General features: G+C 57.1%; 21 protein-coding genes, 1 tRNA gene and 1 riboswitch. Of the genes, 7 read left to right on the top strand and 15 right to left on the bottom strand.

What is annotated here, in order from left to right; translation table 11 throughout:
• Positions 1-44 precede the first annotated feature (44 nt).
• The 6 genes from WKI41_RS06995 to WKI41_RS06970 all read right to left on the bottom strand — a co-directional run bounded on the left by WKI41_RS06995 (position 45) and on the right by WKI41_RS06970 (position 6,903).
• On the bottom strand, positions 45-1,562 hold the full coding sequence (locus WKI41_RS06995) for a helicase HerA domain-containing protein (protein WP_340192761.1): 1,518 nt from the start codon (positions 1,560-1,562) through the stop codon (positions 45-47).
• 127 nt (positions 1,563-1,689) lie between these two features.
• The gene (locus WKI41_RS06990; protein ID WP_340192760.1) at positions 1,690-2,577 is read right to left on the bottom strand and encodes an EamA family transporter; all 888 of its coding nucleotides are present in this window, start codon (positions 2,575-2,577) and stop codon (positions 1,690-1,692) included.
• A gap of 43 nt (positions 2,578-2,620) precedes the next feature.
• Positions 2,621-3,256 (bottom strand): LysE family translocator, encoded by a 636-nt coding sequence (locus tag WKI41_RS06985; RefSeq protein ID WP_340192759.1) that lies wholly within the window; start codon positions 3,254-3,256, stop codon positions 2,621-2,623.
• A 105-nt stretch (positions 3,257-3,361) separates the two neighbouring features.
• Positions 3,362-4,048, bottom strand: coding sequence for a 5,6-dimethylbenzimidazole synthase (gene bluB, locus WKI41_RS06980; protein ID WP_340192758.1), 687 nt, complete (start codon positions 4,046-4,048; stop codon positions 3,362-3,364).
• Between the two features lie 94 nt (positions 4,049-4,142).
• Positions 4,143-4,321, bottom strand: a riboswitch (cobalamin riboswitch).
• 33 nt (positions 4,322-4,354) lie between these two features.
• Positions 4,355-5,185: a TolB family protein gene (locus tag WKI41_RS06975; RefSeq protein ID WP_340192757.1), complete on the bottom strand. Its 831-nt coding sequence runs from the start codon at positions 5,183-5,185 to the stop codon at positions 4,355-4,357.
• A 38-nt stretch (positions 5,186-5,223) separates the two neighbouring features.
• Entirely contained in the window at positions 5,224-6,903 is a 1,680-nt protein-coding gene (locus tag WKI41_RS06970; RefSeq protein WP_340192756.1) for an NAD+ synthase, read from the bottom strand.
• Positions 6,904-7,186: 283 nt separating this feature from the next.
• Between WKI41_RS06970 and WKI41_RS06965 the strand changes: the two genes are divergently transcribed.
• The 3 genes from WKI41_RS06965 to sthA all read left to right on the top strand — a co-directional run bounded on the left by WKI41_RS06965 (position 7,187) and on the right by sthA (position 11,363).
• A complete protein-coding gene (locus WKI41_RS06965; RefSeq protein WP_425340999.1) occupies positions 7,187-9,082 on the top strand; it encodes an LTA synthase family protein in 1,896 nt (631 codons plus the stop codon).
• A gap of 82 nt (positions 9,083-9,164) precedes the next feature.
• Positions 9,165-9,710, top strand: coding sequence for a DUF1003 domain-containing protein (locus tag WKI41_RS06960; protein ID WP_340192754.1), 546 nt, complete (start codon positions 9,165-9,167; stop codon positions 9,708-9,710).
• A gap of 234 nt (positions 9,711-9,944) precedes the next feature.
• Positions 9,945-11,363: a Si-specific NAD(P)(+) transhydrogenase gene (sthA, locus tag WKI41_RS06955; protein WP_340192753.1), complete on the top strand. Its 1,419-nt coding sequence runs from the start codon at positions 9,945-9,947 to the stop codon at positions 11,361-11,363.
• 6 nt (positions 11,364-11,369) lie between these two features.
• On the opposite strand, the gene WKI41_RS06950 is transcribed toward sthA, so the two are convergent.
• The 4 genes from WKI41_RS06950 to WKI41_RS06935 all read right to left on the bottom strand — a co-directional run bounded on the left by WKI41_RS06950 (position 11,370) and on the right by WKI41_RS06935 (position 14,860).
• Entirely contained in the window at positions 11,370-12,023 is a 654-nt protein-coding gene (locus WKI41_RS06950; RefSeq protein ID WP_340192752.1) for a hypothetical protein, read from the bottom strand.
• 381 nt (positions 12,024-12,404) lie between these two features.
• Entirely contained in the window at positions 12,405-12,947 is a 543-nt protein-coding gene (locus tag WKI41_RS06945; RefSeq protein ID WP_340192751.1) for a nucleoside kinase, read from the bottom strand.
• 164 nt (positions 12,948-13,111) lie between these two features.
• Positions 13,112-14,587 (bottom strand): trigger factor, encoded by a 1,476-nt coding sequence (gene tig, locus WKI41_RS06940; protein WP_340192979.1) that lies wholly within the window; start codon positions 14,585-14,587, stop codon positions 13,112-13,114.
• A 188-nt stretch (positions 14,588-14,775) separates the two neighbouring features.
• Positions 14,776-14,860, bottom strand: a tRNA-Leu gene (locus WKI41_RS06935).
• A 551-nt stretch (positions 14,861-15,411) separates the two neighbouring features.
• On the opposite strand from WKI41_RS06935, the gene WKI41_RS06930 reads away from it, so the two are divergent.
• The 3 genes from WKI41_RS06930 to trmFO all read left to right on the top strand — a co-directional run bounded on the left by WKI41_RS06930 (position 15,412) and on the right by trmFO (position 17,824).
• On the top strand, positions 15,412-15,558 hold the full coding sequence (locus WKI41_RS06930) for a DUF1127 domain-containing protein (protein WP_113265880.1): 147 nt from the start codon (positions 15,412-15,414) through the stop codon (positions 15,556-15,558).
• Between the two features lie 356 nt (positions 15,559-15,914).
• A complete protein-coding gene (locus WKI41_RS06925) occupies positions 15,915-16,058 on the top strand; it encodes a DUF1127 domain-containing protein (protein ID WP_082447266.1) in 144 nt (47 codons plus the stop codon).
• A 296-nt stretch (positions 16,059-16,354) separates the two neighbouring features.
• Positions 16,355-17,824 carry a methylenetetrahydrofolate--tRNA-(uracil(54)-C(5))-methyltransferase (FADH(2)-oxidizing) TrmFO gene (gene trmFO, locus WKI41_RS06920; protein WP_340192750.1) on the top strand — a complete coding sequence of 490 codons (1,470 nt, stop codon included), beginning with the start codon at positions 16,355-16,357 and terminating at the stop codon, positions 17,822-17,824.
• On the opposite strand, the gene WKI41_RS06915 is transcribed toward trmFO, so the two are convergent.
• The 5 genes from WKI41_RS06915 to yajC form a co-directional block, all read right to left on the bottom strand.
• Positions 17,776-18,258 (bottom strand): hypothetical protein, encoded by a 483-nt coding sequence (locus WKI41_RS06915; RefSeq protein ID WP_340192749.1) that lies wholly within the window; start codon positions 18,256-18,258, stop codon positions 17,776-17,778. The genes trmFO and WKI41_RS06915 overlap by 49 nt on opposite strands.
• Before the next feature lie 230 nt (positions 18,259-18,488).
• Positions 18,489-19,337 carry a phytoene/squalene synthase family protein gene (locus WKI41_RS06910; protein ID WP_340192748.1) on the bottom strand — a complete coding sequence of 283 codons (849 nt, stop codon included), beginning with the start codon at positions 19,335-19,337 and terminating at the stop codon, positions 18,489-18,491.
• A 13-nt stretch (positions 19,338-19,350) separates the two neighbouring features.
• The gene (locus WKI41_RS06905) at positions 19,351-19,743 is read right to left on the bottom strand and encodes an Mth938-like domain-containing protein (RefSeq protein ID WP_340192747.1); all 393 of its coding nucleotides are present in this window, start codon (positions 19,741-19,743) and stop codon (positions 19,351-19,353) included.
• Entirely contained in the window at positions 19,743-22,304 is a 2,562-nt protein-coding gene (secDF, locus tag WKI41_RS06900) for a protein translocase subunit SecDF (RefSeq protein WP_340192746.1), read from the bottom strand. The genes WKI41_RS06905 and secDF overlap by 1 nt, the downstream gene beginning before the upstream one ends.
• A 63-nt stretch (positions 22,305-22,367) precedes the next feature.
• Positions 22,368-22,724 (bottom strand): preprotein translocase subunit YajC, encoded by a 357-nt coding sequence (gene yajC, locus WKI41_RS06895; RefSeq protein ID WP_340192745.1) that lies wholly within the window; start codon positions 22,722-22,724, stop codon positions 22,368-22,370.
• 233 nt (positions 22,725-22,957) lie between these two features.
• On the opposite strand from yajC, the gene WKI41_RS06890 reads away from it, so the two are divergent.
• Positions 22,958-23,833 (top strand): ATP-binding protein, encoded by an 876-nt coding sequence (locus WKI41_RS06890; RefSeq protein ID WP_340192744.1) that lies wholly within the window; start codon positions 22,958-22,960, stop codon positions 23,831-23,833.
• The last annotated feature ends 86 nt before the right edge of the window (positions 23,834-23,919 follow it).

The following is a 23,919-nucleotide window of genomic DNA, read 5'->3' as shown; positions in this document are numbered from 1 at the left end:
ACTGATGACCATTTAGCGTCTGGACGGGCTTACCCGCGTCGGCCTTATTCGGCCGCCAAACTCATGTCACCGTCCGGAGCATCAGCGTCGCCGGGCGCGGTCTTAGCTTCCATATCCGGGAAGGCCACGATGCGCTTGCCGGAAAAGTCCGCATGCACCACGACCAGTTCCTTTTCTTCGAAGTAGCCGAGCAGACGCCTTGCGCGGCGCGCCGAATGGGTGCCGTACGCGCGCGCAATCCTCGCGTCCGAAGGGCAAGGCTCTTCTGCAAGAGCCGCCTTTACCAAAAGCAGGAAGACTCCCTGAAGGTCGTCCGAGACGCTGCGTGATAGCTCTAGAGCTTTCTGCCAATTTTCGCTTGCCGCCATTTCTACATCAACGCCGGAGCGGGTGATGGCGATCTGCCGGCGAAATTCAGACAGCGCCATAGGCGTGCCCGGAATACGGCGCATGCGGGCGCGCACGAGAAAGTCCTGGTAGAGCACCGCATCGGTGCGATAGGCCGATTGCGGATCGTCAAGAATTTCGGTCAGAACAGCGGTGATCTTTTCCTCGCGCTCTTCCGGAGTCAGTTCCGGCTGGCTCGAACGCGAAGGCTGCTCGGATGTTGGTGCGATAGCAGCGGGCGTCGAGCGCGAAAGTTCGGCAAGAATATCGGTTGTGGGACGCGGTGCTGGCGGCGTGCGACGAACAGCGGGCCTCGTGAACTCTTCCGGGTCTGGGGTGAAGATCAGGTCTTCCACATCCTGCGGCGCATCTGGCAGCGGCATAAGTTTGGGCGACGAGGAACGTGCCGAGGTTTCCACCGGACCAATAACGATCGGCAGCGGCCGGCGCGACAATGCGGGACCGAGGGCGACGAAATTGCCGCGCTGAAGATCGCGAAACATTTCCGCCTGACGGCGGTCCATGCCGAGAAGATCGGCAGCGCGCGCCATGTCGATATCGAGAAAGGTGCGCCCCATCAGAAAGTTGGATGCTTCCGCCGCAACGTTCTTGGCAAGTTTTGCCAGTCGCTGCGTGGCGATGACACCGGCAAGGCCGCGTTTGCGTCCGCGACACATGAGGTTGGTCATGGCACCAAGCGAGGCCTTTCGGGCATCTTCGGTAACTTCGCCACCGACGGATGGCGCGAACATCTGCGCCTCATCCACCACCACCAGAACCGGATACCAATATTCGCGGTCGGCATCGAACATACCGTTGAGGAATGCGGCTGCAGCGCGCATCTGCTGCTCGATATCGAGCCCCTCGAGCGTCAGGACGCAGGAGACACGATGCTGGCGAATGCGGTTGGCAATGCCAGCAAGTTCGGCCTCGGTGCGCTCGCCATCCACCACAACATGGCCGAACTTGTCAGCCAGCGTAACGAAATCACCTTCGGGATCGATGATGACCTGCTGAACCCAAGGGGCCGACTGCTCTAAAAGGCGGCGCAGCAGATGCGACTTTCCGGAACCGGAATTGCCCTGCACCAGCAAACGTGTGGCGAGCAGTTCCTCAATATCGAGCTTGGCACTCTGCCCGCCCGAAAGTGTACCCATGTCGATACCGACCTGCACGTTGGCACTTCCCTGCACTGCAATGAATGAAACACCGCGTCATCGAGCGGCGAACACTCTCTTTACCAAAATTTTGCGCAAATGCCCCGCCGCATCGCAACAATGCACAGGGAATTGCAGATCGCTCTTAGGCGTTGCCGGATGGCGCTCGACCGAAGGATAAGCGGCGGCCAAACACGTTCAGCGCCAGACCGGCAACGACAAGTGCGCTGCCGACAATCTCCAGCGTCGTGATGTGTTCGGCAAAGGCAAAATAGGCGCCAAGAAAGCCGACGATCGGCACCAGCAGCGAAAACGGCGCCACGGTTCCTGCGGGATAGCGAAGCAAAAGAAAACTCCAGATGCCCGCGCCAATGATCGTCGCGCCATAGGCCATATAGGCAACGACGGCCACCGTCATCATGTTGGCGTTCGCCAGGCCTTCGCCAATCGCCTCTGGGCCTTCGAGCAGCAGCGAAAGCGCGATCAGGGGTAAAACCGGCGCAAGACTTGTCCAGGCGACGAAGGCAATCGCGTTGACGCGTCCCACCTTGCGGTTGACGATATTGCCGATTGCCCAGCTGAACGCCGCACCGACGCACATCAACAATGGAACGAGCGCTGTGAGTTCCAGCCTTTCCAGCCCGATGACTGCAAGACCGGAGAATGCTACGGCGGCCCCGGCAATATGGGATCTTAACGGAATTTCGCCCAAGAGCGTGACGGCCAACGCCATGGTGAAGAAGGCCTGCGCCTGCATCACGAGGGAAGCAAGCCCGGCAGGTAGGCCCCATTTGATCGCCGTATAAAGCAGGCCGAATTGCGCGCAGCCCATCACCAAGCCGTAAACGACCATGTGCTTCCACGGGACCTTGGGGCGCGGCAGGAAGAAGATCAGCGGCACGGCTGCGAAGAGGTAGCGCAGCGCCGTCAAGAAAAGCGGCGGCATATCCATGACGCCGACCTTGATCACGACAAAGTTGAAGCCCCAGAGAAAGACCGTGACAAGAGCAAGAAGAATGTGCGGCACTGACATTGATATGTTCCAAAACTCGGCGCCGCACGAGATGGCGACGTTCTCAAGCGGCGGCTTTTTTCCAGCCTGCCGCCAGCAGTCCGGCACCGATCAAGAGCCCGCCACCCGTGCGGTTGACGACGCGCTGGACGGAGGGCTTGCGAATGGTGTTGCGGGCCGCACTTGCCAGCAACCCATAAAGAGCCGCGTTGCAAGTCGCAAGCACAAGAAAAGTAACTTCGAAAATAAGCACCTGCGGCCAGAATGGCAGGGTCGGCACCAGGAACTGCGGCAGGAAGGCGACGAAGAAGATGATGCTCTTTGGGTTCAGCGCTGTGACGATGTAGGTGTGAATGAAGATTTTCAGCGGGCGCTCGCGACCGCTGACGTTACCCTCGCCTCCAGCTGAGGCGCCGACAGGAGCACGCCAGAGCTTGATGCCGAGGTAAATCAGATAGGCCGCACCCACCCATTTCAACACGGTGAAGAGTGCGGCAGACGTGGCCAGCAGTGCGCCAAGACCCAGCATTGAAGCAGTCATGGCGGTAAAATCGCCGAGAGCCACGCCGGCGACGGTGGCACTGCTTGCCTTTCGTCCGTGTCCGAGCGCGTAGGAAATGACCAGCAAAATTGTTGGTCCGGGAACGGCGAGCATGATGGTGGATGCGGCAACGAAGGCCGACCAGTTTTCAATCGGCATGATATGATCCCCTCTCGAAATGAGAAAGAACTAAGCCACTGGCCATGGAGACTGGCAAGTGGTTTTTGAGGGCTTGGAAGGCACGCGTACAAGCCGGCGAACCTGTTATTTTTCGCCCCACCTGTCTCTGAAAATCAGATCGTCCAACGGCAGGCGTTGGCGCCAGCCCTTCACCGCTAGCTCCGGCTCGGCGTAGAGTTCCGAAACATAGCCGATGCAGAGCCATGCCACGATTTCGATATGCTGAGGGATACCCAGGATCTTTCGGATATCGTCATCATGAAAAATGCTGACCCAACCGACGCCGACACCTTCCGCGCGTGCTGCAAGCCAGAGGTTCTGGACCGCACATACTGTGGAGTAGACATCCATGCGGGGATTGTGCGTCCTTCCCAGCACGACATCTCCACCCCGTGTCGGATCGCAAGTGACGCAGATGGAGAGCGGCGCTTTCCTGATACCCTCCAGCTTGAGGCTTCGATAAAGCGACTGCCTCTTCTCGGTGAACATCGACGCTGCCTCTTCATTGGCGCAGCTGAAGGCCTGCCAAACGGCTTGCTTGATCCTGGTATCGCTGACCAGCGTAAAATTCCATGGCTGCATGAAACCGACAGACGGCGCGGCATGGGCTGCTGCCAACAGCTTTGCGATCAGTTCGTCCGGTAGCGGATCGGATAAAAACTCGTTGCGGACATCGCGGCGGGTCTCGATGGCGCGATAAACCGCAGCCTTCTCATCCTTGGAAAACTCAAAAGCCGGCATCAGGCCATGCCGGGTATCATCAGGTGGCATCGTCAATCCCCAACAATGCAGGAAAGACCGCGTGTGCACGCCGATCACGGCGCGGCGCACCGTTCTTCCTCACAACCTGCCGCCGTCCGCGCGGTCTGGTCTATCTCGTCAGGCCGGTCTTCTGACTTGGCTTCGCCTGCCCGTTGCCGCCTTCCCGATTGCTCAGTGGCCTGTGGCAACAGGCATCAGCCTCACAGCGTTGGGCACGTCGCGGTCTTGCACCGCATTCCCGATTCTCCCGCTCAGGCGGGCACCTGACGACAAGCCGTATGTCCAATTGTTGGCAACAAGGCAAGTGCCGGGGATTTAGCCAGCTGGGAAATATCGCACATAGGCAAACTCATCACCATTCGGTGACCAGTTGGGAGAGTTCATCGTGCCCTGCCCGCCGAAGAGATCGAAGAGCGTTTCGACATTGCTACCATCGGGATCCATCAAGCGCACCCGAACATCAAGATCACGCGGATGGTCGAAAACGTCGCCGTCATAAGAAATGAAAACGACTTTGTCTCCCTTGGGAGAGGGATGCGGAAACCAGTCGCCGTATGGACTGTCGGTTATCCTCTCCACGTCCGATCCATCCGGTCGCACACGCCAGATCTGCATCCGGCCCGTACGGCTGGAATTGAAATAGATCCACTCACCGTCGGCCGAGTAATCTGGACCGTCGTTTCGACCCTCGCCATGCGTCAGGCGAGTCTCGGTCGCAGTTTCGATGTCCATGGCGTAGATATCGAAAACCTGATCCCTGATGCCGCAATAGGCAAAACTTTTGCCATCCGGCGCCCAGCCATGCCAGTAGGATGGCAGGTTCTGCGTCATCAGTTTTGGCGTACCGCCCGTGGAGGGCAGAAGATAGATCGCACTCTTGCCGAACTCCACTTTGTCGGAAATGGCATAGAACGAACCGTCCGGCGAGATGCCGTGGTCGTTGTTGCACTCAACCGCAAAGCCCGTATCGACGGTCTCCACTCCTTCAGCTTGCCCAAGAGACAGGCGGTAGAGCACCCCATCGCTATTCAGCAACAGATACCGTCCGTCCGGAGACCAGTTCGGCGCTTCGAACAGCTTCTCGGTCTGCCACACGACGCGATTTTCGCGGGTACGGATGTTGAATATCTCGACTGAACTTCGCATCGTTCCTCCCGTTGCGATATTCCAACGATTTGACTTACCTACCGGTCTCGGAATCGATTGGTGATCGGATAGCGACGATCACGACCGAAGTTCTTCTTGGTGATCTTCACGCCGGGTGCGGACTGGCGACGCTTGTATTCGGCAAGATAGAGCAGGTGCTCGATGCGATGAACCGTTGCGACATCGTGACCTCGGGCGACGATCTCCTCGACGGACATTTCCTGCTCCACCAGGCACTCTAGAATATCGTCGAGAACGGGATAAGGGGGCAGCGAATCCTGGTCTGTCTGGTTGGGACGCAACTCGGCGGACGGCGCTTTTGAAATGATGTTGGCAGGAATGACTTCACCTGAAGGTCCAAGTGCGCCAGGCGGTACATGCGCGTTACGCCAACTGGAGATGGCATAGACCTGCATCTTGTAGAGGTCCTTGATCGGATTGAAGCCGCCATTCATGTCGCCATAGAGCGTCGCATAGCCGACCGACATTTCCGACTTGTTGCCTGTGGTCACCACCATCGAACCGAACTTGTTGGACACGCCCATAAGGATCGTGCCGCGCGCGCGGCTTTGCAGGTTTTCCTCTGTGATACCTTCTTCTGTTCCCTCGAACAGCTCAGACAGCGCCGACATGAAGCCATCGACAGGTTCGGCAATCGACACGATATCGTAACGGCAACCGAGTGCCTTAGCGCAATCGGCAGCATCTTTCAGTGATTCTTCCGAGGTATAACGATATGGAAGCATGATGCAGCGTACGCGCTCCTCGCCGAGCGCATCAACCGCAATCGCTGCACAGATGGCCGAATCAATGCCGCCAGAAAGCCCCAGAACGACACTCTTGAAGCCGTTCTTGTTCACATAATCGCGGAAGCCCAGCATGCAGGCGCGATAGTCCGCCTCTTCGCCTTCCGGGATATGCGACACCGGACCGTGGCTGCAATGCCAACCATTTTCCGTGCGCTTCCAGTCGGTAACCGCAAGGGTGGCTTCGAACTGGCTCATCTGAAAGGCAAGCGTCTTATCGGCATTGAAACCGAAGCTTGCGCCATCGAACACCAGCTCGTCCTGGCCGCCGAGCTGATTGGCGAAGACCAGAGGCAGGCCGCTTTCGATGACTTGGCGAAGTGCCACCTGATGACGGACATCGACCTTGCCCCGATAATAGGGTGAGCCGTTCGGCACCAGCAATATTTCGGCGCCAGCCTCGGCCAGCGTTTCGCAGATGCCCAGATCGTTCCAGATTTCTTCGCAGATCGGAATGCCGATGCGGATGCCCCTAAAATTATAGGGGCCCGAGATCGAGCCTTCGCTGAAAACGCGCTTTTCGTCGAATTCGCCGTAGTTTGGCAGATCCACCTTGTCGCGCAACGCTACGATCTTTCCGGCATCCAACAGCGCGACGGAATTATGCCTGCCCTTTTCGCCTTGCCGTGGGAAGCCGATGATGACACCCGGGCCGCCATCTGCCGTCTCTGCCGCCAGATCTTCCACCGCCTTGAGGCAGGATTTAAGAAAGGCAGGTTTCAGAACCAGATCTTCCGGCGGATAGCCGGAAATGAAAAGCTCCGTCAGCAGAAGAAGGTCGGCACCCTGGGCTGCCGCATCTGCCCTGGCCTCGCGGGCTTTGGCAAGATTGCCTGCAACATCGCCAACAGTCGGGTTGAATTGCCCGACTGCAATGCGGAACGTGTGGGGAATGGTCTGTCCTGTGCTCATGCCTTCCTCATTATCGCGCCGGCTCTCACTGTGCAACGCGCCGGATAGAACTGTTGCAAAACAACGCTCAGTCAAGAAGGTTTCGGCAAGCGGATGCGCAATCTTGATGGCTCACGCAACGGTTATACTCAAGGCCTGTGAATTTTGCATAGTTCATGTCGCGTTCATTGCGCATATGTGACAGTTAGATGACGCTTATATGACAGGTGATTCACACCCGTCACCCGACTGCCGGAGTACAAACTTGACGAAATCGGCGCCCAAAACAACGGTTGCCGAAAGGATGAAACTCGTCCTTTCAACGCCTTGGACACGGTCCCTTGCCCGCCTTTTAAATGATGCGCAAACTCTGGCCAACTTGGTACTCGCAGCGGTCTTGCTGGTTGTCTGCATGGAGTGGATCGCGCGTGGCACCTTGTACGATGTCGGCTCGTTTCTTTTGTCACCCGCGCGTCCTGGACTGACGACGATCGTCACAGTCGTCATTGGTCTGATGGCACTCGACGCCCTCTTCGGGCGACATTATCAGTCGCTACTCGTTGCCATTCCACTGCTGATCCTCCCCGCCTTCATTTCCAGCCAAAAGCAGCTCTACCTCTCTGATCCGCTATATCCCTCCGACCTGCTGTTTGGCCGTCAAATCATCCAGCTTCTGCCGGCTATGCTGAAAGCTCAGCCCTTGACGGCAATAGCGCTGGCGGCTGCTTTTGCCGCTGCAGCCTTTACCATCCTTATGCTCTGGCGCTTTTTACGTCACGCCATGCCGGTCATGCCCTTCAAGGCCAGGATGTGGAGACTGGCGCTTGCCGTCCCGCTCTTCGTCAGTTTCGGCTCGATGATGGAATATTCCAGCTATTCCTGGATCAGGGACCGGCTCAACATCATTCCGATGATGTGGGATCAGAAGGAAAACTACCGTCACAACGGCTTCATCATGGCCTTCGCCTTCAATATTCCGATGGCGAAAGTGACGGCGCCTTATGGTTACGGCGAGAACACCATCGCCGAGATCACCTCCGATAGCTCGGCTTTTGCGATCAATCACAGCAAACGTCCCGACGTCATCATGATCATGAGCGAGTCGCTGTGGGATCCAACGCGGTTGGAGAACGTCAGACTTTCGAAAGATCCGATGCCCAGCATCCGCGCCATGCGATCGGGCCATGTGTTTTCGCCGGAGTTCGGCGGCATGACGGCAAATGTCGAGTTCGAAGCGCTGACCGGCTTCAGCAATGCCTTTTTGCCCTATGGCAGCATTCCCTATCAACAATATGTGCGTCGTCCCGTCCCATCACTTGCGACCTTCTTCCGCTCGGAAGGCTACTCCGCCGTCGCCGTCCACCCCTTCCAGGAATGGTTCTGGAATCGCCGGGAAGTCTACAAGCATTTCGGCTTCGAGGAATTTCGCTCGGAGGAAACGCTGCCGCCAATGGAAAAGCGTGGCGCCTTCGCCTCGGATGAAGCGCTGACGAACGAGATCATCCAGACAGTGGACGCTGCCGAGAAGCCGCAGTTTCTCTTTGCCGTCACCCTCCAGGGACACGGACCTTACGAGGGAAACCGCTATGCCGAGAAAGGCGTGGCGGTCACAGGTGATCTTTCCGAAAACGCCCGCGATGCACTCGCTACCTATGCGCAAGGCGTTTCGGAAGCTGACGCAAGCTTTGCGAAGCTCGTCGCGTGGGCAAAAGGCCGTGAGAGGGAAACCGTCATCGTTCTCTTTGGCGATCATCTGCCGCCGCTCGGTCAGGCCTTTGTCGAAAGCGGCTACATGCCTGGCATGGTGGCGACACGCCGCGCGCCACTTGTCACCATGAAGAGGGAACACGAAACGCCCCTGGTGGTCTGGTCCTCGAAGGCCGGACTGCAAAACCGGATCGGCACGATCAGCCCGTCGCTGCTGCCTTATCACATTCTAAAAACCGCAGGCTTTGACGATCCGTTCTACACCGGCATTCTGGGCAAAGTGCATTCATCGTTTTCCGTGATCGACCGGCATATGCTGATGGAGCGAAACGGTTCGGCTGTGCCCGACTGGTCTATCACGCCAGCGACTCTGCCATCTTCACTTATCGAATATCGCCAATTGCAGTTCGACATGATGTTTGGCGATCAGTTCGGCAGAGAGCGGTTCTTTCCCGGCTTCAACTGGATCCACCAGACAGCGCCATCCAGCTAAGGCATTTTGAAGCCCGCGATTTTGTTTGAACTTGCGGGTTCGTTGCGTTTATCTCCAGCCAACGCCTTGCCGGAGATGATTCATGTCTGCCATCCCAGATTACGTGCTGTCCCATTTCAAGCGGTCTTCCAGACAGATCGGCGAGATCGAAAAGCGGATTCTGGAGGTGGCGCATCAGAAACAATTGATCTCCACGGACACGAATGCCGAGTTTTCGAGGGAGTCCACAGTCGGCGCCCGGCTAGCCGACAGTATCGCCCGTATCGGTGGCTCCTGGGGTTTCATCATCAGCTTCATTGTCTTCCTGGCCATTTGGGCTGTCATCAACACGGTAGTTCTGACGACAAAGGCCTTCGACCCCTATCCCTTCGTGTTCCTCAATCTCATTCTCTCCATGCTTGCAGCCATACAGGCGCCGATCATCATGATGTCGCAGAACCGGCAGGCCGAGCGCGATCGCTTCGAGGCAGCCAAGGATTATGAGGTCAATCTCAAGGCTGAGTTGGAAGTTCTCTCTCTTCACGAGAAAATCGATCTCAAGGTTCTGGCCGAACTTGCAGCGTTACGCGACGATATTGCGAAACTACACGCGGTACAGAACCAGCGCGGCGGTGGCCCCACATCGTGATCGATAGTCGGTCTGCGGCTTTTTCCATGCCGGTTACGAATCCGTCAGATTTCTGCGCTACAGATTGACGCAGGCATTTGTTGCATTGCACTCCGCAGTCTCACGACGCTCGGATGTGCGAATGCGGAGATCGTTTCCGTAAGCTCAGAGCATCACGCTTTTCGCGGCAAATCCCTCACATCGGATCTTTAAACATTCGGGCACTGATCCCGGTTCACGTCCAGAGGCTTTTTCATGAACCAGTACGATCTCATTGTTGTTGGTAGCGGTCCCGCCGGCAGACGCGCTGCCATCCAAGCGGCGAAGCTCGACAAGAAGGTTCTGGTCATCGAAAAGGGCAGCCGTGTTGGTGGCGTCTCGGTTCATACCGGCACCATCCCTTCCAAGACCATGCGCGAAACTGCCCTCAATCTTTCCGGATGGCGCGAGCGCGGCTTCTACGGCCAGTCCTATCGCGTCAAGCAGGAGATCAGCGCCGAGGACCTGCGCCAGCGCCTGCTCATCACCCTCAACCACGAAGTCGAAGTGCTTGAGCATCAGTTCGCACGAAACCGCGTGCAGCACCTGCGCGGCAAGGCAAGCTTCATCACGCCGGACACGCTTCAAATCACCAAGGATGATGGCGAAGTGATGCATGTGATGGGCAAGAGCATTCTGCTTGCCGTCGGTACCCGTCCCTTCAGGCCCGACTACATGCCGTTTGATGGCAAGACCGTCATCGACAGCGACGAGTTGCTGCAAATGGAAAGGCTGCCACGCTCCATGGTGGTCATCGGCGCCGGCGTCATCGGCATCGAGTATGCGACGATCTTCAGCGCGCTCGATACCGCCGTCACGCTGATCGATCCAAAGTCGACAATGCTGGACTTCATCGACAAGGAAATCGTCGAGGACTTCACCTATCAGCTGCGTGACCGCAATATGAAGCTTTTGCTTGGCCAGAAAGCGGAGAAGGTCGAGCATACCTCGGAGGGCAAGGTTTCGATCACCCTCGACAATGGTCGCACGATCGTTACTGAAATGGTGCTGTTCGCTGCCGGCAGAATGGGCGCAACAGATACGCTGAACCTTGCTGCAGCCGGTCTTGAGGCCGACAGCCGCGGCCGACTTTCGGTCAATCCCGAGACCTTCGAGACTTCAGTCCCAGGCATCTTTGCCGCCGGAGACGTTGTCGGCTTTCCAAGCCTTGCCTCCACCTCCATGGAACAGGGCCGAATCGCCGCCCGCGTCGCGGTTGGTGCGATTGCGATGGAGCCCCAGAAATATTTCCCCTATGGCATCTACGCCGTTCCGGAAATCTCGACCTGCGGTTTGACCGAAGAAGAAATGAAACAGCGCGGGATCCCTTATGAGTGCGGGATTGCCCGCTTCCGGGAAACCTCTCGTGGACACATCATGGGCCTTGATTCCGGTCTGTTGAAACTCATTTTTTCCCTGAAGACGCGCCGGCTTCTTGGCGTGCATATTGTCGGCGAAGGCGCCACCGAATTGGTGCACATCGGCCAAGCCGTGCTGAACCTCAAAGGTACCGTCGAGTATTTCGTTGAAAATACGTTCAACTATCCCACTCTTGCCGAGGCCTACAAGATTGCCGGGCTGGATGCGTGGAACCGAATGGGCGACATCAAGAAAAAGGATGAGGCGGCCAGTTGAGCCGCTTCACCATCTGATCTTGTAGTTCGCGTGCACGGCTGGGCGGAAACGATCCTCAAAACCACGATCAAAGCTTCCGGTCACGGTCAGATTGTCGGAAAGCTTCTGTTCAAGCGCGACGCTGGAACTGAACTCATCGAAGGTCTGCCGGCTTGCGCCCGTCAGAACAAATGCCGTGCCAGTGCCAGAGCGCGTCAATCGCAGCGATTGAGAGACATCCAGGCCATTCCACTGCTGGCTTGGTCCGTCATAGCGCAGCGTCACGTTCCTGTTCGACTCAAAATCGAGATCGGCTGTCGCAACCCGCTTTTGCGTCATCGTCATCGTCACGGCGCTCGAGCCGGTGAGCGCATTCATCAGGATGCCGATGTCTCTTGCGATCTTCACGCCTGGTAGATTGGTGGACATCAAGGTGACATCGCCCCAAAACTTCACCGGCGCATCCACCACGGCCCCGCCTTCAGAAGCGCTCATGCCCATCTCAAGACCGGCGCGCAACGGCGTTTCGGTGGGCAGCTTTGCACCCAGCCGCGCCGAATAGGAGCGGTCTGAGTTTTTTGCAGGGGCCCAGATCAACCCGCGTTCCTGCGCCTTCACCTGTACCGGCGACAACAAAATGAGCGAGGCCGCGGCGAGCGTACCTAGTATCTTGACCAACATGTCATTTCCTCAAGCTTTAAAAAGACCAGCCGCTCTTGGGAGGAAAACGGCAGGTCTCGTTTCGGCTTGGGCAATCCCAAAAAGAGGATCGCCCGGCGTGGATTCGGCCCGGCACGGACGCCAGCCTCACCCGCACTTGCTTTTTACGCAGCGCAGATCGACAAGCGCGACATGGCAGCCGCGCCCGAAAAGAATTGAACCTGAAGGCTTAAAGCCGAGCCGCGTACTGCGGCGGATTGCTCCTCACGCAACGAGGCGTTCAGCAAATCACTCCCGAAGGGTGCCAGATGAACGGGAGATGAACAAGAGCAGGTGCAGCAAAAAGTCATTGTGCACTGCATTGTGATCTTGAGAGCACAATTAGTCTCGGCGATCGGACCACTATAAAGGCCGAAATGGCTGTATGTTGATATGGGACAACAGCTCGGCGACAACGGCTGCAACCGGCTGAGTGGCGTCGATGACGATACCGTCTGGCGGAACGTCCTTCTCGCTGTCGTATAGCCGAAGGATGAACGCCCGCTCTTCCGGTTTCCCGCCAAACTCGTCTTCCGGCCTGAATAACAAGCGCTTTTCTAACAACGCTCTGTCGAGATTAAGAACGAAGACCTTGTCAAAGAGCCCGATGAAAGCGGAAAAGTTACGAGCGCCGCCACAGAAGAAGGTGACCGGATGGCTTTGATCGGCCATGAACGCTCTGACTTTCTTGATGCACCAGAGGTGATGACGACGCGGAAACGATACGTCCCCGGCCAAGGCGTCATCAAACGGCCCCTCTAACGGTAAGCCGGTCAGAGGATCGCCCTTGTAGGCAAGTTCCCGATCACCATGAACGACATGGTGTCCCAGACGCTGAAGCTCCGTTGCTACCGACGTTTTGCCTGAGCAAGACAAACCTTCGACGAGATAGTTTCTGACACCCACGAGATATCGCCTGACAGCAGGAGGAGCCAAAGGCCAACATACCGTTTGGATACGACGAGACGATGTCTTTTCACCGCGGATACAGGCACGTAACTTCGCAAAGCCGCAAATGAAAAGGCCGCAGCTTTCGCCGCGGCCTCTCCGAAACATATGAGAAGAGCAGATTACTCTGCGTCGCCTTCCGCTGCCTTCTTCTTGGCAGGAGCCTTCTTCTTCGGAGCAGCTTCTTCACCTTCAGCAGCGTCAGCCTTGGCTGCAGCCTTCTTCTTGGCAGGTGCCTTTTTCTTGGTCTCTTCGCCTTCTTCGGCGTCGTCAGCCAGAAGCTCTTCCTTGGAAACCGTCTTGTCGGTGACGGAGACTTCGCTCAGCAGCTTATCGATGACCTTCTCTTCGAAGATCGGAGCGCGTAGCGACGCGGATGCACCAGGCGTGTTGCGGAAGTAATCGAGGATTTCCTTCTGCTGGCCTGGGAACTGCTGCAGCTGCTGGAACAGCGCGCGCTGCATTTCGTCTTCGGTCACTTCAACGCCAGCCTTCTCGCCGATTTCGGAGAGAACGAGGCCGAGACGGACGCGGCGCTCAGCGAGCTTGCGATATTCTTCGCGCGCTTCTTCTTCGGTCGTGTCCTCGTCAGCGAAGGTCTTGCCGGACTGTGCAAGATCGGTGTTGATCTGGCGCCAGATGTTGTCGAACTCGGCGTCGACGAGACCTGCAGGCGTGTCGAACTTGTAGAGTTCGTCCAGCTGGTCGAGGATTTGACGCTTCACCTTCTGACGGGTCACGTTGCCGTACTGGCTTTCGATCTGACCGCGAACGATTTCCTTCAGCTTTTCAGCGGATTCGAGCCCGAGCTTGGTTGCCAGCTCGTCGTTGATTTCGACGTCGGCGGCAGCAGCAACTTCCTTGACGGTGATGTCGAAGGTGGCTTCCTTGCCAGCCAGCTCAGCAGCCGGATATTCGGTCGGGAAGGTTACGGTGATGGTCTTTTCGTCGCCCGCCTTGACGCCAACGAGCTGGTCTTCGAAGCCTGGGATGAAGCGGCCCGAGCCAATAACCAGTTCGGCATCTTCAGCAGCGCCGCCATCGAAGGCTACGCCATCGACCTTGCCGAGGTAATTCATGGTGACGCGGTCGCCTTCAGCGGCCTTGCCCTTCTTGGTCTCGTAGCTACGAGCGCTCTCGGCGATCTTGAGGATCTGCTCGGTGACTTCGTCTTCGGTTACTTCGACGACTTCGCGCGTAACCTTGATGCCGTCATTCGACTTCAGCTCGATCGCAGGAATGACTTCGTAAGCGATGTTGAATTCGAAATCGGTTTCAGCAGCCAGGATCTTATCGGCTTCCTTCTCGTCTTCCGTCATGGAGATGGAAGGCTGGGTTGCAGACTTTTCGCCGCGGCTGGAAATGATTTCGGAAGGCTTTTCACGAACAAGCTCGTTGACGAGGTCGGCCATGATCGACTTGCCATACATCTTCTTCAGATGCGCAGCAGGGACCTTGCCGGGACGGAAGCCGTTGATACGAACCTTGTCCTTGGCTTCAGCGAGGCGCTCGTCAAGGCGAGCCTTCATGTCGGCGGCCGGGATAACGACCTTGATTTCGCGCTTCAGCCCTTCAGCGAGCGTTTCGATAACCTGCATTTTCATACCTTCACATCATGGCGGCAGTGCTCAGACAGCCGTCGGTTTACTTTCGAGCACAGCGCCGGAATCTGAATTCACCGGCCGTGACTATAAAACTTGCATGCACAGGCGCGTTGCGGAGCAATTATGCCTGAGCCAGGGAAAGGGCAAAACGAAACGTTGTGCCTAGCTCTCCCGGCGATTTGTGGTGCGGGTAGAGGGACTCGAACCCCCACAACTCTCGTCGCCAGAACCTAAATCTGGTGCGTCTACCAATTCCGCCATACCCGCGCTCTTTAAATCCTGCATAAACAACATCTGGCACATGAGGCCTTCCGGAGCGCGGCGTCTCTATATCATCCGTTTTCAGGAGCGCAAAGGAAAAATGACGCCGTACAGCCCCTATTTCCATGGGTTTTGAGGCCTATATGACAATTGCATGCAAGGCATCATCGAGATTTACGGAGATGCCGTCTTCTCGATTCTCTTTGATTAAAGGGCTGATGAGTTTCCCGGCCCTCGTGGAACGCCCTCCCCTGCTCCTAGACCCCAGGTGAAAGCACCCGGTTACCTTCCCAAAACCATCAAGAACAAGATCGACGGCACCAGGAGGTTTAGCGGGCCTTGAGAGGGTCTGAAGCATCAAAACTCCTCTTCGATGCTACCAAATTATGCATTTGTTAAGGAAGTAGCCACCGATTCGCGCGTCGCCATGCGTTTCCTGCATAGGTGTCATCCTTCTTTGTCTGTTTTTGGAGTGCGCGGAAACGCATATATTCCAGTTCAGAAAACGAAGCCGAGTTGACCCCAAGCAACCGGCGAACCGAAACGAGGATATGACCATGAACATTGCACGCTCGCTGAACAACTGGCGCAAGTATCGTCAGACCGTAACTGAACTCGACCGTATGAGCGATCGCGAACTGAGCGATCTCGGCATCGGCCGCACCGACATCCGTCGCGTTGCTCGCACTGCCGTCGGCATCTAATAGACTATAACACCGGCTGACGATCCGTCGTTAACTTGATGCGTTACCTCAAAAGGCCCTGAGCACTCGCTCCGGGCCTTTTCTTTTTGCTTGCATTTCTCTCTGATCACCAAAAAGCACGTTGGCTATCGATCGAAAACGCCACGCGCTTCCCCGCTCAAATAATACGCATATCCGTCCTGAAGCTGCAAAAATAGACGACACATTGCACAAATGCATGGCAGTCGCTCAAAATCTGCACTCCAAGTCATGGCTGTGAATATGTATATACCAGTCAACAGCCGAGAGCGCAGATGACCAGCGGCCCGGCGGACAGAATTCAAAATTCAAATACATCACAAATCGAGGAAACGACCATGAACCCGCTTCGCATCGCAAAGAACTGGATTAGCTATCGCCGCACGCTCAATGAATTGGGCAGCCTCTCCAACCAGGCTCTCAGCGATATCGGCCTGACACGTTACGACATCCGTAACGTCGCCTCCCGTTCGTTCCGCTAATCAGCGTAAAGAGCCATCCGAAAGAGCCGACCTCCCACGGCATCGGATGGCTGAGCGACAGGCAAGAAAAACGGCGCCACGAGCGCCGTTTTTTGATTCTGGCTGGCAGCCTAGGACTGGGGAGTAGCGCGGCCCTCCGCCATGTCCGAGGATTGGCTGTAGCCGAAAAAGTTTGGCTACGTGCATTGCTCGTGATACTGCATCGGCCAAGTGCCTCCTGAGAGCGAGGCGTAGCCAATCAACAAAGATGGTCGACCCGCAGCACCCACGGTGCCGGTTGGCGATGTGAGCGCGCGATGCAAGACAAGACGAATTCCCCCATCCACGTCATTGGCGGCGGCCTTGCTGGTTCTGAAGCAGCCTGGCAGATTGCTCAGGCTGGCATCCCCGTTGTTTTGCATGAAATGCGCGGTGTTCGCGGCACGGATGCTCACAAGGGCGACAGTCTTGCAGAGCTTGTCTGCTCCAACTCTTTCCGCTCAGACGATGCCACGGCCAATGCAGTCGGTGTTATTCACGCCGAGATGCGTCTGGCAGGCTCACTGATCATGGCCTGCGCCGACAGGCACCAGGTTCCGGCCGGTGGCGCGCTCGCTGTCGATCGCGACGGGTTTTCCGAAGCGGTAACAGCTCAACTTGAGGCCCATCCGCTCGTGACAATCGTTCGTGAAGTGGTTTCTGGACTTCCGCCAAAAGAATGGGGCAACACGATCATTGCCACGGGCCCCCTCACCGCGCCCGAGCTTGCCAGTGCCATTCAGGCGGAAACGGGCGAGGATGCACTGGCCTTCTTCGACGCTATCGCGCCAATCGTCCATCGCGACAGCATCAACATGGATATCTGCTGGTACCAGTCCCGCTACGACAAGGTCGGACCTGGCGGCAACGGCAAGGACTATATCAATTGCCCGATGAACGAAGAGCAGTATCATGCCTTCATCGACGCGCTGATCGCCGGTGATACGGTGGGCTTCAAGGAATGGGAAGGCACACCATACTTCGATGGTTGCCTGCCGATCGAGATCATGGCGGAACGCGGACGTGAAACGCTTCGCCATGGTCCGATGAAGCCGATGGGTTTGACCAACGCCCATAACCCGACCGTCAAGCCTTATGCGGTCGTGCAACTGCGCCAGGATAATGCGCTCGGCACGCTCTACAACATGGTCGGCTTCCAGACGAAACTGAAATACGGTGCACAGGCCGAGGTTTTCCGGATGATCCCGGGCCTGGAAAATGCAGAGTTTGCACGCCTGGGCGGCCTGCACCGCAACACCTATATCGATTCCCCGCGTCTGCTCGATACGTCGCTCAAGCTGAAGTCCCGTCCGGACATTCGCTTTGCCGGCCAGATCACCGGCTGCGAAGGCTATGTAGAGAGTGCATCCATCGGACTTCTGACAGGCCGCTTCGCAAGTGCTGAGCACAAGGGCGAGAAAATCAGCCTGCCGCCCGCGACAACAGCTCTGGGCGCTCTGCTGAACCACATTACGGGCGGTCATCTTTCCACCGACGAAGAACCAGGCAAGCGCTCGTTCCAGCCGATGAACGTCAATTTCGGTTTGTTCCCCGACCTCGAGCCCGGCTCGATCGTCAAGCCCGAAGGCGTCAAGCGCTTTCGCGGCAAGGACAAGACCATCATGAAGCGGCAGTTGATGAGCGCCCGCGCGTTGAGAGATTGCGCGATGTGGCTTGGTGTTGCAGCGCCTGTTGTCGATCAGGTCGCGGGAGAAGGCGAGGAGTTGGAGCCGGTTTCCCTAGGCTGATCCGGATCGGCATCTGCCGCCTCCAAATAGCTACCAAGTAGCCAGAGCGACACTTCCGCGGCTTCGCCGATCGTTTTGAAACGATAAGCACCGCTATATTTTGGCGTGTCGATGAAGGTGACGACGAAACCATCGCCGCTTTCCAAATGCTCAACGGTAATGCGCTCAGGGTTCAGCATCATGCAGACATTGTGCTTGCCCATGTTGCGCATGAAGCCAGCCTTGTTGTCATGCAGGCGAACGAAGACGGCGTTGCCGTCAGCAGTCATGTGCAGACTGCGGATCGCCTCATTGGGAAAGGCTCGGGCAAAGTCCAAAATCGCCTGCCCCGTATCGTAGCTGTTTTCGCTTTCCGAGAAACGCTTCAGGCGCCAGATATAGATCGCAACCGCACCCAATAGCGCGAGGATGATGATCCAAATGGTTAGGCTCATCTTGTCACTCCCTAGAGCGCCGCGCATCTCATTTAGACGCACGAAGGACGCTCTGACTTCTCGAATTTACGCTTAAAGCGATACCAAAGCGTGTCGCGATCTTTCCGATTTGCTTCTTACGCTTTAGGTCCTTGTCATAGCATGTCGCTCTCGCAAAACCGCTGCACACTTTTACGCGACATGCTTATCAAGAGCGTTAGCAATCAAGGCTTGCGTGGACGTGGAGGCGCTCAAAATCGCTTGAGATAAGCGGCTTTGGCAAGCAGCCATTGACGGCGGAGCAACGAGAGTTGAATGCCGCTTTCAAGCACATCTGCGCCTGCCCGACGCGCCGCCTTCAACACGGCCTCGACTTGCGCTACCGGCAAGAAGGCTGGAACGACTGCGGCAGGAAGCGAGGTCTGGCGTGCCTTCTTCAAGTGATCCTGAGCGTGCGCGCAGAATATCTCGATCGCTGCCCCGACCTTCTCTCGGTCTTTGCCTTCCAGAAAACTCCCCCGGTTCAACCCGGCCGCCGACAAGATATCCTGCGGGATGTAGACCTGTCCGCGACGGCGATGTTGCGGCATCAACAGCAGCATGCCAGCCATGGCCTGAGCGACGCCTGCATGGCCCGCGACATCAGCGTTTTTCGCGGCGTCACGTGGGGAAAGCACGATGCTGGCAAGCTGGATCAGTGCCGACGCCGTCTCGCCCGCGTACCCCTCCAGAGCATTACGGCTTTCGAAGACGTCATCGTAAAGATCGAAGATGCGCGCTTCGATCATGTCGATCAAAGTCTGCCTGGGCAGATTATGCGTGGCGATCGCGTTCAAGAGAGCTGCGGCAACCGGATGACCTGTGCTGTCTCCGTGCGGATTGCCCTCCAGAAGATCACGCCACCATTGCATGCGCACCTCGCCTGGAAGCGGCTCGCGCACGACATCGCGGATGCGGGCGATCTCGGCATTGAAAGCGTAAAGCGCGGCAAGATCGCCGCGCTTGTCTTCCGGCGCAAGAAGGCACGCGAGATATCTGTCGCGATCCATATCGCGCAGCATCGAAAGGCATGCATCCTTGTTCGCCGGCAGATCTGTCATCGATAACCGTTCTTCAGCCTTCGACCGCAATGAGGGCCGCAGCGACTGCCCGCGATTCGGAAAGCATGATGTTGTATGTTCTTACTGCAGCACCCGTGCTCATCGGATCGACCGAGATGCCAGCCTCTTTCAAGGCTGCCTTCAATTCTCTTGGAACGACCCGCATGGAGTTTCCCATGCCGATCAACAGAAACTCGATGTCGGCCGCTTGTTCCAGAATCTTGGCAAATTTATCGACCGAAAGCTGTGAGGGATCGGTGACGTCCCATCCATGAATGCCGGAAGGGAGGCAGAGAAGCGAGCCGCGATGCGACATTTCGGCAAAGCGAAATCCGCCATTTCCATAAGCATCGATCGGCGCCCGACCGGGAAAATGGGCCGGGCGTATCTCTATTCCACCAGCCATCAGACTGCCGGCTTACCGGTGATCGTCTTCGCTTTTTGATCTTCCTTATCGTCGGAATCGACGCTGGAAGGGCGCAGATTGAAGGCGATCAGAACCGGTGCCGCGATGTAGATCGACGAGAACACGCCGATACCGACACCGAAGAGCATCGCGAATGTGAAGGAACGGATGACTTCACCACCGAAGAGATAGAGCGACAGCAGTGCAAGCATCACCGTCAGACCGGTCAAGATCGTGCGCGACAGTGTCTGGTTCAGCGAGACGTCGATGATCATGGACAGCGGCATCTTCTTGTAGCGCCGCAGGTTCTCTCGAATTCGGTCGTAAATGACCACCGTATCGTTCAGCGAGTAACCGATAATGGTCAATATTGCCGCGATACTGGTGAGGTTGAATTCGATGCCGAGGAAGACGAAGAGGCCGATGGTGAAGACCACGTCGTGCACCATCGAGATGATCGCGCCCAGAGCGAACTGCCACTCGAAGCGGAACCAGATGTAGATCATGATCGCGACCATGGCGAGCGCAATACCGATCGTCGAGGTGACGGTCAGATCGCCGGACACTGCTGGGCCCACGACTTCGACGCGGCGGAAGTCGTATTTCTCCTGCAACTCACCGCGGATCAACGTGATCGCCGACTGCTCGGCGTTCTCGCCACCTTCCTGCGCCTGAATGCGGATCAGCACGTCCTGTGGAGAGCCGAAGCTCTGCGCCTGGATTTCACCGAGATTCAACTGGCTGAGGCGGTCACGAATATCTGCGAGATCGGCAGGGCCGCTCTTCGACTGAACTTCAATGATCGATCCGCCCTGGAAGTCGATGCCGAGATTGAGACCCTTGGTCATGAAGCCGCCGACGCAGGCCAGCATGATCACGCCGGTAATACCGAAGACGAGGCGACGGTACTTCATGAAAGGGATGTCCTTGCCGTCGAACATGCCAGTGCGGATGCCCTTTGGCAGGTGCTTCGGACGGGTACGGCGAACCCAGGCGCCAAACAGCCAGGCTGTCAGGGTGTAGGCCGTGAACACCGTCGTGACGATACCGACGGCAAGCGTCACCGCGAAGCCCTTAACCGGACCTGTACCCATATAGAAGAGCACGCAGGCCACGATGAAGGTGGTCAGGTTGGCGTCGATGATGGTCGCGAAAGCGCGGGTAAAGCCGTTCTCAAGCGACGATATCAACGGCTTTCCGGCTTTGACTTCCTCGCGGATGCGCTCGTAGATCAGAACATTGGAGTCCACCGCCATGCCGATCGTCAAGACGATACCGGCGATACCCGGCAAGGTCAGAGTCGATCCGATGATACTGAGAACCGCAAGCAGCATTACGATATTGATGACCAGCGCGATATTCGCCAGCAGGCCGAAGAAACCGTAAAAGACGAACATGAAGATGACGACGCCGGCAGCACCGATGGCGCTGGCAGTGAGGCCGGCATTGATGGAGTCGCTACCAAGGCTTGGGCCGACGGTGCGCTCTTCCACGACGGTCAACGTCGCAGGCAAGGCACCGGCGCGCAGAAGCACGGCGAGATCGTTCGCGCCCTGAACGGTGAAGTTACCGGAAATCTGGCCGGAACCGCCGATGATCGGCTCGCGGATCACGGGTGCAGAGATAACGTTGTTATCGAGAACGATAGCGAATGGCTTGCCGACATTCTGCTGAGTCGCCTGGGCGAAACGTTGCGCGCCGCGGCTGTCGAAGCGGAACGTGACGACGGGCTCATTGGTCTGCTGATTGAAGCTTGCCTGCGCGTCGACCAGATTGTCACCGGAGACCAGGGCACGGCGCTCAACAAGGTAAGGAACCGGCGGATCATCCTGCGAATAGAGAATTTCATCTGTCGCGGGCGGGCGACCGTTCAACGCTTCCTGAACCGGCATGGACGTATCCACCATGCGGAAAGAAAGCTTGGCGGTCTGGTTCAACAGCGACTTCAGGCGCTGCGGGTCCTGGAGGCCAGGAACCTGAACGATGATCCGGTCATTGCCCTGACGGACGATCAGCGGTTCGGTGGTGCCGAGTTCGTCGACACGACGACGCACGACTTCAATCGATTGGGAAACGGCCGACGATAGACGGTAATCGATGCCCTCGTCCGTGAGATTGAGGCGAAGCAGATTGTCGCCGCCGTCGCTCATCGTCACTTCATGTACGGAGGTGCCAACCAGCGTACCGGTAGAAACCGGCTGCGTCAGGTCCTTCAGTGCATTCTTCGCCGCTTCATATTGCGCCGGATCGGTGATACGAACCTGGATCTGTTGCCCGTTACCGGTCAGACCCGAGTAGCGAATGTTAGCATCGCGCAACTGGGCTCGGACGTCGCCAACAATGGTTTCGAGGCGTTCCTTGACGATATCGGAACGCTCGACCTTGAGCATGATGTAAGACCCGCCCTGAAGGTCGAGACCCAGCGTCACCTTGTTGTGCTTGTACCAGTTCGGCATGCCCTCCAGCTGCTTGTCCGTAAACAGGTTGGGGGAAGCGATGACGGCGCTTATCAGCACGATCAGCCAGATGAAGACTGTTTTCCAGCGGGAAAAATGAAGCATTTCGGTCTCGGTCAGGGTTGGGTTAAAAAACCCAGGCTGCATCGATGCGCAGCCTGCTTATTGTTACTTCGCGTTTGCAGGAGCTTCGGTCTTGACCGGCTCACCCTTGACACGAACCTCGGCAATGTAGGTGCGCGATGCGCGGACCTTGACGCCTTCGGAAATTTCAACTTCGAGTTCGTTATCGTCGATAACCTTGGTCACCTTGCCGACAATGCCGCCGCCGAGCACGACCTGATCGCCGCGACGGATATTGGTCAGCGTCTCCTGACGCTTCTTCATCTGCGCGCGCTGCGGACGGATCAGGAAGAAGTACCAGACAACCATCAGGGGGGCGAAAAGGAAAAGCATTTCCAGGCCGGATCCGAAAGCCGACGGTGCGCCTGCTGCATCCTGAGCAAAGGCTTGGCTAATGAACATAAAAAACTCCTCAGATTTCAGGCACAGTTCTAAGCCACTGGCCAGCTTTCAAGCCGCCGGAATATAGTTGCGATCCCTTAGAATGCAACAGAAAGACTTGGAACCCCGTACCGTTTCCACGCCTCATACTCTTTCGAGGTGCGAAACGCCATGCTACGCCGCGCAAAATCCACGGTTGTTCCGGCATTTGACCGACTTCATCACGCCGTGAAAGACGACAAGGAGCATCGATCATGACGTCAGACGAAACCAGCGCACTCCTGCTTCTCGAACTTCGCCGTCTTGCCGACGCTGTGGAACGATTGGCAGGCCCGCCACCAGCGGCAAACGACTGGGATAGCGCCGACTGTTTCGTATGGGCGCCCGCCAATGCATGGCTACAGCCCGTGCGCCGTCCGAACCGGATTGCACTGACGCTGATACGCGGCGTCGATCATGTCCGAGATATATTGCACGAAAACACGCTTCGCTTTGCCGAGGGCTTTGCCGCCAACAACGTGTTGCTGTGGGGCGCACGCGGCATGGGCAAATCTTCGCTGGTCAAGGCGGTTCACGAAGATGTGCGTGCGGCCAGAGGCGCGTCGCTGAAACTGGTCGAAGTGCATCGTGAAGATATTCACACGCTCCCTGCCCTGCTCGACATTCTAAAGGCCGCGCCGCATAGGGTCATCCTGTTCTGTGACGACCTCTCCTTCGACCATGATGACACAGCCTACAAGTCCTTGAAGGCGGCGCTCGATGGCGGCATCGAAGGCCGACCGGACAACGTCCTGTTCTACGCAACGTCAAACCGGCGCCATTTGCTGCCGCGGCACATGATGGAGAACGAGCAATCGACCGCCATCAACCCGTCGGAAGCGGTCGAGGAAAAAGTTTCGCTGTCGGATCGCTTCGGCCTCTGGCTCGGATTCCATAAGTGCAGCCAGAATGATTATCTGGCGATGATCGATGGCTACGCAGAGCATTTCGACCTTGGCTTGACTCAAGATGTCCTCCATCGCGAAGCTCTGGAATGGGCAACAACACGCGGCGGTCGATCCGGTCGTGTGGCATGGCAATATATCCAGGATACAGCCGGTCGTCTGCGCAAGCCCCTGGACAAATCTTGAAGACAAAAAGCCGATCATTACAACCACTGCGATTGGCAGTTGGAAGAGAGACACCCCGGTATCCGCAAATACTTAGTGCGCAATGG

This window comes from Agrobacterium larrymoorei (genome assembly GCF_037722385.1).
GTDB lineage: Bacteria > Pseudomonadota > Alphaproteobacteria > Rhizobiales > Rhizobiaceae > Agrobacterium > Agrobacterium larrymoorei_C.
Note: the sequence above shows the minus strand (reverse complement) of the source record. Positions and strands in the feature narration are given on the sequence as shown.

Excerpts from the sequence above, each read along its gene's own strand:
- WKI41_RS06990 (WP_340192760.1), bottom strand. The coding sequence starts at position 2,577 with ATGTCAGTGCCGCACATTCTTCTTGCTCTTGTCACGGTCTTTCTCTGG.
- WKI41_RS06985 (WP_340192759.1), bottom strand. The coding sequence starts at position 3,256 with ATGCCGATTGAAAACTGGTCGGCCTTCGTTGCCGCATCCACCATCATG.
- WKI41_RS06965 (WP_425340999.1), top strand. The coding sequence starts at position 7,187 with ATGAAACTCGTCCTTTCAACGCCTTGGACACGGTCCCTTGCCCGCCTT.
- WKI41_RS06890 (WP_340192744.1), top strand. The coding sequence starts at position 22,958 with ATGACGTCAGACGAAACCAGCGCACTCCTGCTTCTCGAACTTCGCCGT.
- WKI41_RS06950 (WP_340192752.1), bottom strand. The coding sequence starts at position 12,023 with ATGTTGGTCAAGATACTAGGTACGCTCGCCGCGGCCTCGCTCATTTTG.
- WKI41_RS06905 (WP_340192747.1), bottom strand. The coding sequence starts at position 19,743 with ATGGCTGGTGGAATAGAGATACGCCCGGCCCATTTTCCCGGTCGGGCG.
- WKI41_RS06915 (WP_340192749.1), bottom strand. The coding sequence starts at position 18,258 with ATGAGCCTAACCATTTGGATCATCATCCTCGCGCTATTGGGTGCGGTT.
- secDF (WP_340192746.1), bottom strand. The coding sequence starts at position 22,304 with ATGCTTCATTTTTCCCGCTGGAAAACAGTCTTCATCTGGCTGATCGTG.
- tig (WP_340192979.1), bottom strand. The coding sequence starts at position 14,587 with ATGCAGGTTATCGAAACGCTCGCTGAAGGGCTGAAGCGCGAAATCAAG.
- WKI41_RS06925 (WP_082447266.1), top strand. The coding sequence starts at position 15,915 with ATGAACCCGCTTCGCATCGCAAAGAACTGGATTAGCTATCGCCGCACG.
- WKI41_RS06930 (WP_113265880.1), top strand. The coding sequence starts at position 15,412 with ATGAACATTGCACGCTCGCTGAACAACTGGCGCAAGTATCGTCAGACC.
- bluB (WP_340192758.1), bottom strand. The coding sequence starts at position 4,048 with ATGCCACCTGATGATACCCGGCATGGCCTGATGCCGGCTTTTGAGTTT.
- yajC (WP_340192745.1), bottom strand. The coding sequence starts at position 22,724 with ATGTTCATTAGCCAAGCCTTTGCTCAGGATGCAGCAGGCGCACCGTCG.
- WKI41_RS06960 (WP_340192754.1), top strand. The coding sequence starts at position 9,165 with ATGTCTGCCATCCCAGATTACGTGCTGTCCCATTTCAAGCGGTCTTCC.
- WKI41_RS06970 (WP_340192756.1), bottom strand. The coding sequence starts at position 6,903 with ATGAGCACAGGACAGACCATTCCCCACACGTTCCGCATTGCAGTCGGG.
- sthA (WP_340192753.1), top strand. The coding sequence starts at position 9,945 with ATGAACCAGTACGATCTCATTGTTGTTGGTAGCGGTCCCGCCGGCAGA.
- WKI41_RS06975 (WP_340192757.1), bottom strand. The coding sequence starts at position 5,185 with ATGCGAAGTTCAGTCGAGATATTCAACATCCGTACCCGCGAAAATCGC.
- trmFO (WP_340192750.1), top strand. The coding sequence starts at position 16,355 with ATGCAAGACAAGACGAATTCCCCCATCCACGTCATTGGCGGCGGCCTT.
- WKI41_RS06910 (WP_340192748.1), bottom strand. The coding sequence starts at position 19,337 with ATGACAGATCTGCCGGCGAACAAGGATGCATGCCTTTCGATGCTGCGC.